Source organism: Bacillus sp. FJAT-29814, from assembly GCF_001510715.1.
Taxonomy (GTDB): Bacteria; Bacillota; Bacilli; order Bacillales; family Cytobacillaceae; genus Neobacillus.
In genome coordinates this window covers 1-15,568 of the sequence record NZ_LMTJ01000020.1, presented here as the reverse complement: position 1 = coordinate 15,568, position 15,568 = coordinate 1, and the positions used below count along the sequence as shown (strand labels likewise).

Sequence of the window (15,568 nt, the reverse complement as noted above, 5' to 3'; positions counted from 1 at the left end):
AGCTCATAAATGTTACGTTGGCTTCATTTCGAAAGAAATGAATGTTTATTGTTGACGTTTTTGTTTGTTTAGTTTTCAAAGATCAAATTCGTTAATCGCCTTGAAGCGACCTTATTAATATAACATTTTTCGTTGTTTAAGTCAACAACTTTTTTAAAACTTACTTGCCGTTTCAGTGACGACTTTTAATATATTACAGTATTCTTTATGAGTCGTCAACACCTTTTATTCATTTTTTAAAAAGAAAAAAACCGCCGGATTCCAGCGGCTTCAATATTATACTACAAACTGCTGAATGGCCACCAATGCAAACAGGCCTGGGATGCCCAAGAATCCCGATACTGCTGACGTGACAAAATTGATGGGTACGTGAATGCCATAACGATTGCCCAATGCGTTTAAGAAAAATAAAAATAAGGCTCCTATTAGTATTTTTATTACAGCTTGGCCGGCAAATCGCGCCGACTTAAAAGGAGACCCGGTAAATAACAATAAAATGATGAGTCCTCCCAATACAGCAATCACATAAACAGGTTCCAAAAAAGAGTTCCCCCTCCAAAGTCTTTTATTACCAAGCTATGTACAAGCTGATAAAAATAGACCAAAAGCTCAAGCATTTAATCGCTTGAGCTTTAGCCGGCAATAACCTATTTTAATGAGACCTTTCTTTCCTTTGCCTCTTTTAAAAGGAGAATATATTTTGCTTCCGCAATTTTTGTTTGGCAAATTACCTCTTCTGATGGGTCAAGGCTTCTCTCCAAGAGCAATTTCTCCCGCTGCCAAAATTCCTTGTATTTATACAGCTGGGTTAGTACCTTTTCATCATACTCTTTGCGGAGTCGTCCTTTACGCCGAAATAACATTTATCTAACCTCCGGCTATCAACTGATGATCTATTCTTTTTTATAATTCCCTTCTGCCTTCCAATGCTTTCGATAAAGTTACCTCGTCGGCATATTCAAGATCTCCGCCCACTGGCAGACCGTGAGCAATTCTGGTTGTTTTGATCCCTGACGGCTTTAACAACCGGGAAATATACATGGCTGTCGCTTCACCTTCAATATTTGGGTTGGTTGCCAAAATGACTTCCTGGACAGTTTCATCCTGCAGCCGTTTCAGTAAATCCGGAATATTGATATCCTCAGGGCCCACCCCGTCCATCGGGGAAATCGCCCCATGAAGAACATGATACAATCCGTTAAATTCCTTCATTTTTTCCATTGCTATTACATCTTTAGGCTCCTGCACTACACATATTATGCTCCGATCGCGCCGCTGATCTTCACAAATATAACAAGGATCCTGGTCGGTAATATGGCCGCAGACAGAGCAATAGGTCAAATTGCGTTTGGCGTTGACCAAGGCTTTGGCAAAATCGAGGACCGTGTCCTCTTTCATGCCTAGCACAAAGAAAGCCAGGCGGGCAGCGGTTTTTGGCCCGATGCCAGGCAGCTTCATAAAGCTGTCTATTAACTTCGAAATCGGTTCTGGATAATGCATAACTATTTTCCTTTCTAAAAAAGCCAAAGTGCTTAGCAATCACAAAGCACTTTGGCATCACGTTTAATTAAAATGGTAAGTTTAATCCCTTAGTAAATTGCCCCATTGTACTATTTGAAAGCTCATCGGCTTTCTTTAGCGCATCATTTACGGCAGCTAAAACAAGATCTTGCAGCATTTCCACGTCATCCGGGTCGACTGCTTCCGGTTTAATTTGGACATCGATTACTTCTTTATGGCCAGATACGACTACAGTCACAATTCCGCCGCCGGCTGTTCCTTCAATTTTCTCCTGTCCTAATTGTTCTTGGGCCTCAGCCATCTTCTTTTGCATTTTTTGCATTTGCTTCATCATATTTTGCATATTTCCCATTCCGCCACGCATCATTCTTCTATACCTCCAATATTAATTGTCTAGCTTCACAAGGGAAGCTACGTCAGTAATACATCGCACGACTAAAAGTAATTGCTTTTAGTCGATTATTTCAACAAATTCAGCGCCAAATAATTTTTTGGCCTCGGCAATATGAGGTTCCTCATCCTGGGCCGGGGATGATTCATTTTCCCCGTCTTCGGCTTGATGGCTGTTGATATAGTCTTCACGAATCGTCACCCATTGCTCTTCGGGGACACCCAGCATTTCAAACCGTTTGCCGGTTAATTTATTTAAAGCAGCTGTTACAGCCTCCAGGAAATCATGCCGGCTCATCGCCATCTGACAGAGCATCTCATGCTTAAATTTTAAAATAAACGCTGCTTGCGATGCCGCAACCGGCTCAGTTTCATTTAACAACGCCGCATGTGATTTCATTAGGCTGCTCCGCATTTCGCCCCAATTCGATTTGATTTGGTTTAAATCCTGCTTTGTAGCGTGCTTTAGTACCTCATTGATTTTTCCAACTGCTGCCTGAAACACATTTCTTGAAGACCTTTGTGCCGGCCTTTGCTGCTGTTGGGCAGGTTCGGCATGGGCAGTTGCCACACCATTGGCCTTTATGTTTCGCAGTTCGGTTTCCAACTGTTCAATCCTTGACAGCAATTGTTCCACATTTCCCGACTGAACCGGCTGGGCATTCTGCATTTCCAGCTGACACAGCTTGACAATCGCCACCTCAAGAAAAATTCTTGGATGATTGGTCCAGCGCATGTCCTGCTGGGTTTTATTCAAAAACTCAATTAGCTCGAAAATCTGCTCCGTCGGCATAGATTCCGCCAACGTCCGGAACTCATCATCAAGCATGACCCGCTCCAGTGACTCCTCGAGATTGGGCGCTGTTTTATATAGCAGCATATCCCGATAAAACAAGATCAAATCCTCGATGAACCGTGCCGGATCCTTTCCATGAAATAACAGTTCCTCGAGTGCTTCCAAGCCAGCAGCGACATTCTTATCCTGAAACGCTTTGCCGATTTCATTTAAAAAGCCTTGCGAAACAGATCCCGTTACTGTCAGTGCATCTTCCACTGTTACCCGATCCTGGCTGTAGGAAATTGCCTGGTCAAGCAGGCTTAATGCATCACGCATCCCGCCTTCTGCCGCTCTGGCAATCATTTGTAATGCCCGGTCGTCACAGGCTACCCCGGTTTCATCGACAATCAACTTCATTCGGTTCACAATCGAACCGGCAGTGATTCTTCGGAAGTCAAAGCGCTGACATCTGGAGATAATCGTCAGCGGGATTTTATGCGGTTCTGTTGTTGCCAAAATAAAAATAACATGCTTCGGCGGTTCTTCTAGCGTTTTGAGCAGGGCATTGAACGCACTGATTGACAGCATATGCACTTCATCAATGATGTAGACTTTGTAGTTGACGGCAGTTGGCGCAAACTTAACTTTATCAAGGACATCGCGCATTTCCTCCACTCTTGAGTTGGATGCAGCGTCAAACTCCAATACATCCGGTATCGTCCCATTGGTAATGCCGCGACAGGCCGCACATTCATTGCATGGTTCTGATACAGGCGCACGCTCGCAGTTAATCGCCTTTGCTAATATTTTAGCCGCACTCGTCTTCCCTGTTCCTCTTGGACCGGAAAAAAGATAGGCATGCGAGATTTTCTGCTGAAGCAGGGCATTTTGCAATGTCTTGGTCACATGCTCTTGCCCGACTACATCCAAAAAGGTTTGAGGCCGCCAAACACGATATAATGCTTGATATGACAAAAGACATCGCCCCCTTCAAAATTATTCATCCTTTTCATTATACAGTAACCATTTTCATTATTTCAAAGTGTATCTATGGAGTTCACAAAAAAACTCATCCCGAGTCTCGAGATGAGTTTCATTTTGGCATATGTAATAACTGCCGCGCACCTTCCTTCGACTGACGCCCATAAGCGTTACTTAAGCAGTTAGCTCGACCCAGGCACCCCTGCGGCACATGAGAGCGTCCACTTAATGCTGCTTCCTTCCGGACCTGACATGGTTCATGGATTCCCATTGCGCAGGACCCAGGCGTCAACACCACTTACTTAAGGCAGACCCTACAGGCAATCAGCCTCAGGAAGGGATTCCGTCCCGCTAGAGCGGATTGCGGGTACAGGGCACCGCTACCTCCCCACCTAGCGCGGCAAAGTTGATACCAATTATTAGTTGCGTCGTATCTGACGCCTTCTTAGTATACTAACAAACTAAAAAAAATGCAATTGATATCGACTGTAAATTATTGTAAGTCCGCCCGTTGCTGCTTTTCCTGTTTTTTTCTGTCTCTAATTTTTCGAAAAAAATCGGATAGCAATTGGCCGCATTCCTGCTCGAGCACTCCTTTAGTCACTTCGCTTTGGTGGTTAAAGCGGTCGTCCTGGAGGAGATTCATCAGAGTGCCGGCACAGCCGCCTTTTGGATCACTCGCCCCATAAACCACCCGTTTGACTCTCGATAACATGATGGCACCTGAGCACATCGGACACGGCTCGAGAGTGACGTATAGGGTTGTGTCCTCAAGACGCCAAAAGCCGGTTTCGCGGCAGGCCTGTTCGACGGCCAAGAGCTCAGCGTGGGCTGTTGACATTTGCTTAGTTTCCCGGAGGTTATGGGCCCTTGCAATGATTTGGCCGTCCTTGACAATGACAGCTCCAATCGGCACCTCATCGAGTAGCTCGGCTTTTTTCGCTTCCTTTATTGCTTCGAGCATGAATCGTTCATCTTGATTTTCCATTGTTCGTAATACCGCCTTCTAAAAACTCTATCTTATATTCCCACACCAAAATTTATTACCCATTATAACATTTATTGGGGCATTCATTCATAGAATGATTGTAGCGTATTTGTGCTAGGAGGGATTTTATATGCAAATCCACGTGGTAAAAAGAAATGAAACATTAACAACGATCGCAAGAACCTACCATTCAACTGTTCAAGATATAGTGGAAGCCAACGAGCTGCCTAACCCCAATAATCTAGTAGTCGGGCAAGCAATGGTCATTCCGATTATCGGCCATTTTCATTTCGTCCAATCGGGAGAATCCTTATTTACCATTGCCAGAAGATACGGCACTACTGCCCAGGAACTGGCCAATGTCAATCGAATTCCCGTCAATCAGCCGCTTCAAGTCGGGCTTCGACTTTATATTCCAGAAGGTAGAAAGAGAAATGCCGAGTTTAATGCCTACGTCGAACCACGCGGCACCACGGTTGCCCCTGCTTTGGAAAACGCAGCCCGTGAAGCCGCACCGTATTTAACCTATTTAGCGCCGTTCAGCTTTCAGGTCAACCGCGATGGTTCATTAAAGGAACCTTTATTAAATCAATTCCCGGCAATTGCCAGGGCCAACCGCAATGTGTTAATGATGGTCATCAATAATCAGGAGCAAGATCAATTCAGTGATGAACTTGGGCGAATACTGCTGAATGATATCGCCATACAGGATAGATTTCTTAATAATATTGTCACAACTGCAAAAAAATACGGGTTCCGCGATATTCACTTTGATTTTGAATTTTTGCGTCCCGCCGACCGCGAGGCCTACACCCGTTTTTTAAGAAAAGCAAAGCAACGCTTCCAGCGTGAAGGCTGGCTAATGTCGACAGCATTGGCTCCGAAGACGAGCGCCACACAAAAAGGCTTATGGTATGAGGCCCATGATTACCGGGCCCATGGGGAAATAGCTGACTTTGTCGTCATCATGACCTATGAATGGGGCTACAGCGGCGGCCCGGCAATGGCCGTTTCACCAATCGATCAGGTAAGAAAGGTTCTCGAATATGCGATTACCGAAATGCCTTCCAATAAAATCTTGATGGGACAAAACCTGTATGGCTACGACTGGACACTGCCATTTGTCCAGGGCTCGATTGCCAAAGCTGTCAGCCCGCAGCAGGCAATTCAGCTGGCGGCTCGGCATAATGTCCCAATCGAATATGATACAAAAGCGCAGGCGCCATTTTTCCGTTATCGGGCCGAAGATGGAAAACAGCATGAGGTGTGGTTTGAGGATGCCCGCTCGATTCAGGCGAAGTTTGACCTCATAAAGGAGCTCAATTTAAGAGGGATGAGCTATTGGAAGCTTGGGTTGGCCTTCCCACAAAACTGGCTCCTGATCGTCGATAACTTTAATGTGACAAAAAGAGGAACATAAATTTTTTTATCAGGGAAACTGCCGTCAAATCGGCAGTTTTTTTCACCTTATGGGCAGAAAAATAATTTCCTCCAAAATTCCATCTCCCCCTCGGTTTCAGAGTGTGATAAAATAATTTCTAGTGTCGAAGAGAAGCTGAATTTGCAAGAAATCGGAGGATTGTTGTCGATTCTTGACGGATTCGGGGGACAATTAATAGAAAAATTGCATAGATTATCCGGACAACCGGTTAATGATAGAACGTGCAGGCAGTTGGAGAAGGAGGATAAAAGAATGGGGGATATACCCTTTATAACCGTTGAGGGGCCGATTGGTGTAGGAAAAACATCGCTCGCAAAAGCCATTTCGGAGCACTTTGAGATTCCTCTGCTACGGGAGATTGTTGATGAAAATCCATTCTTGGGGAAATTTTATGAAAACATTGAGGAATGGAGCTTCCAGACGGAAATGTTTTTCCTCTGCAATCGCTTTAAGCAATTGGGGGATATCAATACCCATTACTTAAGCAAAAATCAATCCGTTGTAGCCGATTATCACATTTTTAAAAATTTGATTTTTGCTCAGCGGTCACTAAATCAGGATGAATATCTAAAATACTACAAGATTTATCAAATCCTGACAGAAGATATGCCTAAGCCCAATGTAATCATTTATTTAAACGCCAGCCTTGATACGCTGCTAAGCCGAATCAAGCTAAGAGGGCGTGAGATTGAAAAAAATATCAGCCCGCTTTACCTAGAACAGCTATCCCTTGACTATGAGCATACGATGGCCATTTTTGAAAAAGAACATCCGGAAATACCTGTTCTTCGTTTCAACGGTGATGAATTGGATTTCGTTAAAAATGAACAGGATTTAGATTATATAATTGAAAAACTTTCCTATACACTCAAAACAAATAGCTGGACAAACACATTAACGAACGGGGGATGTTAATTGAGCATCGTTATTGGCGGTATGATCGGTCTTGGAAAAACAAGTGTCGCCGACCTTCTAAAAGAACACTTTGAAACTAAAGGAATTGAAAGCAAGGTATTTTATGAAACGGTAGACGACAATCCGATCCTTCCGCTTTATTATGAATTAACACCAGAAGAACTGGACGCAAAACGGATCCCTTTCCTATTGCAATTATTTTTCTTAAATAAACGTTATAAAACAGTAAAAGACTGCATGAATTGGCGGAATCCAATTTATACGATTCAGGACCGCTCGATTTATGAGGATTGGTATTTTGCCTATGTAAATAAAAACTTGGGCAGAATTTCCGCCTTAGAATTCAAAATTTATGAAGATTTAGTCGACAACATGATGGAAGAGCTTAATGAACTTCCTAAAAAAGCGCCGGACTTAATGGTTTACCTGAAAGGTTCGTTTGACACGGTCATCGACCGGATTATGTCCCGTGGCCGTAGCTTTGAAATCAACCCGGAACTAAAGGAATATTACTTCGAGGTTTGGAAGGGCTACGACGAATGGGTCATGGACCGTTATGATGCCAGCGAAGTATTGGTCATCGACATGGACACAACTGATGTGGTGAAAAGTGAAAAAGATGCTAAACGCGTTTGCCATCAGGTTGAAGAAAAACTCAATGAAATTTTATATATAACAAAAGCACATATTGGCTAATGCCAGCATGTGCTTTTCCTTTTTATATAAAAAAATCCGTTACAAAGAATTGTAACGAATTTTTATCTCCAGTTTTTATGCGCGTATTTATCTTGTGATGGCGGAGGAAGAGGGATTCGAACCCCCGCGCGGTTTAACCCGCCTGTCGGTTTTCAAGACCGATCCCTTCAGCCGGACTTGGGTATTCCTCCACGACAACAGAAGTTAATTTAACATATATTCTCTCCTATGTCAACACGATTAATTCAGCCCGGAAAAGAAAAAACTTTCCGGGCTTCTATGTCCTATTAAACCGGCTTGATTACCTCTCGGCCACCCATATATGGACGCAGTGCGGCAGGAATCACGACACTGCCATCTTCCTGCTGATAGTTTTCCAGGATAGCAGCCACCGTGCGGCCAATCGCAAGGCCTGAACCGTTCAAGGTATGAACATGCTCCGGCTTGGATTTTGGATCGCGGCGGAAGCGAATATTTGCTCTTCTTGCCTGGAAGGCCTCAAAGTTACTGCAAGAAGAAATCTCACGGTACGTGCTATAGCTCGGAATCCAGACTTCGATATCATACTTTTTCGCTGCGGTGAAACCAAGGTCGCCCGTGCACATGCTTAGGACACGATATGGCAGTTCCAATAGCTGCAGAACCCGCTCGGCATCATGGGTTAATTTTTCAAGCTCCTCGTAGGAATCCTCAGGCTTTACAAACTTAACGAGCTCCACCTTGTTAAATTGATGCTGGCGAATCAATCCACGTGTATCGCGTCCAGCTGAGCCAGCTTCAGAACGGAAGCAGGCGCTATAGGCCGCAAAGCGAATCGGCAGCTCATCACCGCTTAAAATTTCATCGCGATAATAATTCGTAACTGGCACTTCAGCAGTCGGGATTAAGAAATAATCCTCGCTTTCGATTAAAAATGCATCCTCAGCGAACTTAGGCAGCTGGCCGGTTCCCGTCATGCTGGCGCGGTTGACCATATATGGCGGCAATATCTCGGTATAGCCATGCTCCTCCACATGAAGGTCAAGCATAAAGCTGATTAACGCGCGCTCGAGGCGAGCGCCTAATCCTTTATAAAAGACAAAGCGGCTGCCGGTAACCTTGCCGGCCCGTTCAAAATCGAGAATCCCCAAATGATCGGCAACATCCCAATGCGGCTTGGCTTCAAAACCAAAGTCGCGAACTTCACCCCATTTGCGAATTTCCACGTTTTCATCCTCTGTGTCCCCGACTGGCACACTTTCATGCGGGATATTCGGAATGCTTAGCAGCAGCATTTCCAAAGTTTCTTCGACGCCTCGTAGTTCATCGTCAAGCTCCTTAATGCGGTCGCCTACCTCGCGCATTTCTTTGATCAGGTGATCGGCGTCTTGTTTCTCGCGCTTTAATACAGCAACCTGCTGGGAAACTTCATTGCGTTTTGACTTCAATTTTTCAGCCTCGACAATGAGCTCGCGTCTCTTAACATCCAAATCTTCGAACTTGCCAAGATCGGTTAGGTCCTCGCCGCGATGCTGTAGTTTTTCTTTTACTTCGGCAAAGTTTGACCTTAATAGTTTTAAATCCAACATGCTTAGACACTCCTTTTTATTTAGTCCAGGGGGGTTTTTGGCAAACAAAAAACTCCCGCCCCAAAACAGGGACGAGAGTTACCCGCGTTACCACCCTGGTTGACAGTGCTAGACTGTCCACCTCAAAAAATAACGGTTTTTCACCGAAAGCACTTACTAACCCCTACATTGGGGCGTTCCGCACCTTACTCGAGGAGGGATTCACAAGCATTACTCACCGGTTCACACCAGCCACCGGCTCTCTTTAGAATAAACATCTTGTTACTAGTTCCTCTCATTGCTTTAGCAAATATGATAAGTTTTTGTATAACTTAATTTACTATAATTATTATCCAAATGCAACCAGTTTATACGAATTAGGCTAACTGCTTTTGCTTAGCTTCCTCGACCATACCCACGAAGTAGGCAGTGAGGCGATGGTCCTCGGTCAGTTCCGGATGGAAGGAACAGCCAAGGAATTGTCCCTCGCGTGCCGCGACGATCCGGCCGTTATGCTTGGATAATACCTCAACGTTTTCCCCCGCCTCAACAATATGCGGCGCCCGGATAAAGACGGCGGTGAAGCTTTCGGCAACATCCTTAATCGCGAGGTCGGCCTCGAAGCTGTCAACCTGGCGGCCAAAGGAATTGCGCTCGACCGTAACGTCCATCACACCTAGATGCGGCTCACTGTAACCAACAATATTTTTTGCCAAAAGAATGAGCCCTGCACATGTGCCATACATCGGTTTCCCGGTGCGGGCAAAGTCCTTTAATGGATTCAAGAAATCATATTTATCAATCAATCGGCGCATTGTTGTGCTTTCTCCACCAGGGAGAATCAGGCCATCCACTTCTTCCAGTTGTTCTGTTCGTTTAATGGCAACCGCTTCAACACCGCAAGCTTCGAGTGATTGGATATGCTCCCGAACAGCCCCCTGCAATGCTAGAACGCCTATTTTAGTCATTTACCACCCACGCTCCTGCATCCGTGCTTCCGGTGCAAGAGATGAAATTTCAATCCCCTTCATCGGTGTGCCAAGATTCTTGGAAAGCTCGGCAATTAATTTATAATCCTGATAATGTGTCGTAGCTTCAACAATCGCTCTTGCAAATTTGGCCGGGTTTTCTGATTTGAAGATACCTGAACCGACAAATACACCGTCAGAACCTAACTGCATCATTAACGCTGCATCCGCAGGTGTTGCAACACCGCCAGCCGCAAAGTTAACAACTGGAAGGCGGCCAAGTCGCTTGATTTCAAGAAGAATTTCGTATGGTGCGCCCAATAGCTTAGCTTCTGTCATAAGCTCGTCCTCGTTCATGGAGACTACCTTACGAACTTGAGCATTTACCTTACGGATGTGACGGACAGCCTCGACAATGTTGCCAGTTCCAGGTTCACCTTTTGTACGAAGCATCGAAGCTCCTTCACCAATACGGCGGGCAGCCTCGCCAAGGTCACGGCATCCACAAACAAATGGCACGGTATAGTCACTTTTTAACAAATGATACTCTTCATCTGCAGGTGTTAAAACTTCGCTTTCGTCGATATAATCAACGCCCATTGCTTCGAGAACACGCGCCTCGACAATATGGCCGATCCTTGCCTTTGCCATAACCGGAATCGAAACAGCATTCATAACCTCTTCAATGATTCTTGGGTCTGCCATTCTAGCCACTCCGCCAGCAGCGCGGATATCCGAAGGAACACGCTCCAACGCCATGACCGCAACTGCTCCGGCTTCTTCAGCGATTTTCGCCTGTTCGGCATTGACTACGTCCATGATGACGCCGCCCTTTTGCATTTCTGCCATTCCGCGTTTTACCCGATCGGTACCAGTTCTCATTTAATATATCCCCCTCAGCCTTCAAAATATTTAGAAAAATAATTGCATACATATCAGTCGGAATTATTTATTCCATAAAATCATTAAAGCAACAAAAAAGGATTCCTGTCAAGACAAGAATCCTTTCCATAATTTACCGACCTATTTTAAAACCAGCCTTTAACTGTGGAAGAAATGCCGCTCCAAACATCGCCAAAAAAGTTGCCGATGCCGCGCATCATAAGCACAAACCAGTTCGCCTTTTCCACGTCTTGGGCAGCAATGACATCAACTGTTACTTTCTGTTTGCCTTCCTTCGTTAAGAAACTGACCTTTTCATCATTCTTCGGTGCAATTGTGAGCGTACCCACTTTATCGCCTTTTTTAATTGGTGCCGTTAACTTGCCATTTTTGTTCACTTTGTTCTTATCGAGCGTCAACACCGGTTTGTAGTTATTTTCCTCACCACTTCCGATGACCATGTTAATCGCTGATTTTGTATAAATTTTTACCTGATCAGCTTTTCCTTTAATAACAGGAACAGTCTTGTATCCTTTCACTTGATAGTGTTTAGGAACAATTTCTTCCTTGGAAGTATTGCTGAACGCATAATCAAGCATTTTTCTTGTTTCATCAAAACGAGATTTATAGTCGCCCTTGCCGCTTGCATTTTTAGCATTTTGAACCACCGTAATGAAGCGTTTGCCGTCACGGCTAGCTGTACCCGTAAAGCAATAGCCGGCAAAATCAGTTGTTCCTGTCTTGAGCCCGTCCATGCCCTCATAACCATAAACCAATTTGGGCAGCATCCAGTTCCAGTTATCCATTTTGATTTGGTCACTTGTACCCTCACGGAATGTCTTCGTCGGGACGCTTGCGGTTTTTAACACATCGGGATATTCATTAATGAGATGAAAAGCAAGACTAGCTACCGCCCGCGGTGACATCACATTTTCATCCTCGGCGCCTGTTCCCTGTGGATGCATTCCCTGATAATCGCGATTATTTAAACCACTAGAGTTAACGAATTTATAATCTGTCAATCCTAGTTTTTTCCCCTTATCATTCATCATTTTTACAAAGTTGGTTTCCGAGCCGGCAATTACTTCTGCAATCGCAATGGTCGCTCCGTTTGCCGAATAAATGACCATCGCTTCATAAAGCTCACGTACCGAATATTTGCCATCCTGGCGCAATGGTACATTTGATAATGAGCGGTTTTGAGAAATCTTATAAACAACCTCGCTCGGTGTGTATTCCTGATCCCATTTCACTTTTCCCCGCTTAATCGCATCATGCAGCAGGTATTCCGTCATCATTTTTGTCATGCTGGCAATCCCCAGGACTGCGTCTGCATTTTTTTCATATAAAACCTTGCCTGATTCAGCATCAACCAAAATGGCCCCATCAGCATTAATGTTTAAGGCCGCTTCTGCCTTTACTCTATCTAAGCCGGCAAAAAGGCTGAAGAACATCAAACATGCCAAAATGCTGGCAACATACTTCTTTAAACCCTGTTTATTCACTGTAAAAGCCCTCCAACTAAATTTATGCACTTTGGTTATTTTAACATAACTCTATTACAAATCATAGACAGACCATTGACGCATTGTTTACCAATTTTCAGCACTGATATTGCTATTTAGCAACAAAAAGAGAGACGTCAGAGCGTCTCTCTTTTCAATAATTACATTGAGTAGTTTGGTGCTTCTTTGGTGATTTGGACATCATGCGGATGGCTTTCCCTTAAGCCGGCACCAGTCATTCGGACAAATTGGGCGTTCATTCTTAATGCCTCCAAATCCTTTGAACCGCAATAGCCCATTCCAGAGCGAATGCCACCAACAAGCTGATAGATGGTATCGGCAAGCGGTCCTTTGTATGGTAGACGGCCCTCAATTCCCTCCGGAACAAACTTTTTATTTTCCTCTTGGAAATAGCGATCCTTTGAGCCCTTTTCCATTGCCGCAACGGAACCCATACCGCGATACACCTTAAAGCGGCGTCCTTGAAAGATCTCCGTTTCGCCCGGGCTTTCGGTAACTCCAGCAAGCATGCTTCCAAGCATGACCGCATGCCCACCGGCAGCCAATGCCTTGACAATATCCCCTGAATATTTAATTCCGCCATCGGCAATAATTGTTTTTCCATGTTTCATCGCTTCGCCCGCGCAGTCATAAACAGCTGTAATTTGCGGCACGCCAACACCTGCTACAACCCGAGTGGTACAAATTGACCCTGGTCCAATTCCGACTTTTACGACATCGGCACCGGCCTCAATCAACTCCTTCGTTGCTTCGGCAGTGGCGACGTTACCAGCAACAATTGTAAGGGCTGGATAGGCATCCCTAATTTCTCTGACCGTATCTTGTACGCCCTTGGAATGGCCGTGTGCGGTATCCACGACAATCACATCGACACCGGCTTCGACAAGTGCCTTAACCCGCAGCATCGTATCCTTTGTGACGCCGACCGCAGCACCTGCCAATAACCTTCCCTGCTTATCTTTCGCCGAGTTTGGAAACTCAATCACTTTTTCAATGTCTTTAATCGTAATTAACCCTTTTAAAACTCCCTCGTCATTAACCAATGGCAATTTTTCAATTTTGTACTTTTGCAGGATTTTCTCTGCTTCTTTTAATGTCGTTCCCACTGGAGCCGTGATCAGATTTTCTTTTGTCATCACATCTGAAATTTTAAACGAATAATCCTGGTCCTGAATAAAGCGCAAGTCCCGGTTGGTGATAATCCCGACCAGCTTTAGTTCTTCGAAATTATTGACGATCGGCACGCCGGAGATGCGATATTTCCCCATTAAATGTTCCGCATCAAATACTTGGTGGTCAGGCGTCAAGAAGAATGGGTCGGTTATGACCCCGCTCTCAGACCGTTTAACCTTCTCGACCTGCTCAGCCTGCTGCTCTATCGACATGTTTTTGTGAATAACCCCTAAACCGCCTTGGCGAGCCATCGCAATCGCCATCTCCGATTCGGTGACCGTATCCATCCCGGCACTGATAATTGGGATATTCAGCTTCACAGTAGGCGACAATTCAACCTTCAAATCAACATCCTTTGGCAGCACTTCAGATTTCCCAGGAATCAAAAGAACATCATCAAATGTTAAACCTTCTTTTACAAACTTACTCTCCCACATTTTAACGGCCTCCAGGTAAAAAATATTATTTGTAGGTTATCAATTGGACAAAATAGTGTCAAGAGGAATGTATTAATCTAATTTTTCAGAAAAAAGGTGAATTCTACTTTGAATAGCGTATATAAAGGATGGAGCAGCTACACCTGTTTCTATTCTGCCGAATATTGCCAGGTTTATTTAAAAAACTGCTATATAAAAAACAAGATTGATAATCCGGAACAAAAAAGCTACGAAAATGGCTATGCTTTTCTTTACTATCTGGAGCACGGACAAATTTATTATCAACAAGCGGCAACTTCACCGTTGATCTTAAAACCGATTCTGCTGTTTTATGGCTTAGTCCATTTAATAAAGGCCTGCATTTTAACCGTTGACCCCGCCTATCCGGAAACAACGGCCGTGTTGGCCCATGGAGTCTCCACTAGAAAAAGAAAGAAGCAGAACTACCAGTTTTTCCATGATGAGGTCAAACTGCAAAAAAACGGACTTTTTCCATTTATGTCAGAAAAATTGTTTCATCTAAAGCAATTGGACGGAGAAAAAGTCATTATGGAGGATTTATTGCAGCTTATACCTGAGTTGGATGAATTATTTACCATACTTTTAGGGAAAAGAACACATTGCAGGCTTGTTAAGAAGGATGGAAATCTGATTGTCCCCGAAGCGGTGCTTGACCACTTTCATATGACAGAAAATCGATTTAAGGAGTTTTTGAGTGGAAAATTTGTGAGTGGAGTAGAGTTTTCCAATGAAGGGCTGAGTTTTTCAGGGGAGGACAGCGAAAGATGGATTACGGAAGTTTCGCCGCTTAAATTCAATTTTGAGGAGGGTTGCTGGGCGCTGCCGCTCAATAAGGATAAGTTTTTTCATTTTCCTGAACTTCTAGTCCATTATTTATTGTTATATAACTTAAGCATGATTGCCCGCTATGAAACAGAGTGGTGGAGCGAGTTAACGAAAATGATGCCGAATCGCGATTACCCGTTTATTGAGTCATTTTTGAATATCACAATGAAAAAGGGACCGTTTTTGGTTTATCAATTTTTGATGGGGAAGTAAGTGCGCGGGATTGGCATAGTAGGGGCAGGAAATTCTGCATTTCACTGCTCTAACATGGCCGATTGACACGTTGGAGGCTAAAAATTAATGATTTACTGCTCTAGTCGGTCGGATTGGAATAGTTTTAGGCTTAAATTAGGATATTTTTTTCAATTATTAGACCCTAAGAAAATTATATCTGCGGTGTTTCACTATATATCTGCGATCATCTTAGATATATCCGCGGTAATTAGAGTTATATCCGCGATAAATTCAATATATCCGCG

The 15,568-nt window shown here is 44.2% G+C and carries 15 protein-coding genes, 1 tRNA gene, 1 other RNA gene and 1 other annotated feature; of the genes, 4 read left to right on the top strand and 13 right to left on the bottom strand.

The features are described from left to right. Positions 1-276: 276 nt before the first annotated feature. The 7 genes from AR334_RS28540 to tadA form a co-directional block, all read right to left on the bottom strand. Positions 277-540 carry a pro-sigmaK processing inhibitor BofA family protein gene (locus tag AR334_RS28540; protein ID WP_066322425.1) on the bottom strand — a complete coding sequence of 88 codons (264 nt, stop codon included), beginning with the start codon at positions 538-540 and terminating at the stop codon, positions 277-279. A 107-nt stretch (positions 541-647) separates the two neighbouring features. After that, complete coding sequence (locus AR334_RS28535; RefSeq protein ID WP_066322423.1) at positions 648-863, bottom strand: YaaL family protein; 216 nt, start codon at positions 861-863, stop codon at positions 648-650. Positions 864-903: 40 nt separating this feature from the next. Continuing rightward, positions 904-1,500 (bottom strand): recombination mediator RecR, encoded by a 597-nt coding sequence (recR, locus tag AR334_RS28530; RefSeq protein WP_066322415.1) that lies wholly within the window; start codon positions 1,498-1,500, stop codon positions 904-906. Positions 1,501-1,567: 67 nt separating this feature from the next. Beyond that, positions 1,568-1,888, bottom strand: a complete 321-nt coding sequence (locus AR334_RS28525) for a YbaB/EbfC family nucleoid-associated protein (RefSeq protein ID WP_172799321.1) — start codon at positions 1,886-1,888, stop codon at positions 1,568-1,570. Between the two features lie 84 nt (positions 1,889-1,972). Further along, positions 1,973-3,664, bottom strand: coding sequence for a DNA polymerase III subunit gamma/tau (gene dnaX / locus AR334_RS28520; protein WP_066322408.1), 1,692 nt, complete (start codon positions 3,662-3,664; stop codon positions 1,973-1,975). Positions 3,665-3,806: 142 nt separating this feature from the next. Continuing rightward, positions 3,807-4,071, bottom strand: an RNA gene (ffs, locus tag AR334_RS28510) — signal recognition particle sRNA large type. A gap of 92 nt (positions 4,072-4,163) precedes the next feature. Continuing rightward, complete coding sequence (gene tadA, locus AR334_RS28505; protein WP_066322403.1) at positions 4,164-4,658, bottom strand: tRNA adenosine(34) deaminase TadA; 495 nt, start codon at positions 4,656-4,658, stop codon at positions 4,164-4,166. Positions 4,659-4,788: 130 nt separating this feature from the next. Between tadA and AR334_RS28500 the strand changes: the two genes are divergently transcribed. The 3 genes from AR334_RS28500 to AR334_RS28490 all read left to right on the top strand — a co-directional run bounded on the left by AR334_RS28500 (position 4,789) and on the right by AR334_RS28490 (position 7,710). Then, the gene (locus AR334_RS28500; RefSeq protein ID WP_066322399.1) at positions 4,789-6,078 is read left to right on the top strand and encodes a glycoside hydrolase family 18 protein; all 1,290 of its coding nucleotides are present in this window, start codon (positions 4,789-4,791) and stop codon (positions 6,076-6,078) included. A gap of 273 nt (positions 6,079-6,351) precedes the next feature. Beyond that, on the top strand, positions 6,352-7,014 hold the full coding sequence (locus tag AR334_RS28495; RefSeq protein WP_066322396.1) for a deoxynucleoside kinase: 663 nt from the start codon (positions 6,352-6,354) through the stop codon (positions 7,012-7,014). Next, positions 7,015-7,710, top strand: a complete 696-nt coding sequence (locus AR334_RS28490; RefSeq protein WP_066322395.1) for a deoxynucleoside kinase — start codon at positions 7,015-7,017, stop codon at positions 7,708-7,710. Between the two features lie 98 nt (positions 7,711-7,808). Here AR334_RS28490 and AR334_RS28485 read toward each other — a convergent pair. The 6 genes from AR334_RS28485 to guaB all read right to left on the bottom strand — a co-directional run bounded on the left by AR334_RS28485 (position 7,809) and on the right by guaB (position 14,243). Next, a tRNA-Ser gene (locus tag AR334_RS28485) sits at positions 7,809-7,901 on the bottom strand. A 96-nt stretch (positions 7,902-7,997) separates the two neighbouring features. Further along, positions 7,998-9,278, bottom strand: coding sequence for a serine--tRNA ligase (gene serS, locus AR334_RS28480; protein ID WP_066322394.1), 1,281 nt, complete (start codon positions 9,276-9,278; stop codon positions 7,998-8,000). Between the two features lie 64 nt (positions 9,279-9,342). Beyond that, positions 9,343-9,565 (bottom strand) — a binding site (T-box leader). Positions 9,566-9,634: 69 nt separating this feature from the next. Continuing rightward, the gene (gene pdxT, locus AR334_RS28475; RefSeq protein ID WP_066322382.1) at positions 9,635-10,225 is read right to left on the bottom strand and encodes a pyridoxal 5'-phosphate synthase glutaminase subunit PdxT; all 591 of its coding nucleotides are present in this window, start codon (positions 10,223-10,225) and stop codon (positions 9,635-9,637) included. Beyond that, the gene (pdxS, locus tag AR334_RS28470) at positions 10,226-11,107 is read right to left on the bottom strand and encodes a pyridoxal 5'-phosphate synthase lyase subunit PdxS (RefSeq protein WP_066322378.1); all 882 of its coding nucleotides are present in this window, start codon (positions 11,105-11,107) and stop codon (positions 10,226-10,228) included. 146 nt (positions 11,108-11,253) lie between these two features. Beyond that, a complete protein-coding gene (locus AR334_RS28465) occupies positions 11,254-12,561 on the bottom strand; it encodes a serine hydrolase (RefSeq protein ID WP_066322427.1) in 1,308 nt (435 codons plus the stop codon). A gap of 212 nt (positions 12,562-12,773) precedes the next feature. Then, complete coding sequence (gene guaB / locus AR334_RS28460) at positions 12,774-14,243, bottom strand: IMP dehydrogenase (RefSeq protein ID WP_066322376.1); 1,470 nt, start codon at positions 14,241-14,243, stop codon at positions 12,774-12,776. A gap of 108 nt (positions 14,244-14,351) precedes the next feature. Between guaB and AR334_RS28455 the strand changes: the two genes are divergently transcribed. Continuing rightward, complete coding sequence (locus AR334_RS28455; RefSeq protein ID WP_066322371.1) at positions 14,352-15,302, top strand: YaaC family protein; 951 nt, start codon at positions 14,352-14,354, stop codon at positions 15,300-15,302. The last annotated feature ends 266 nt before the right edge of the window (positions 15,303-15,568 follow it).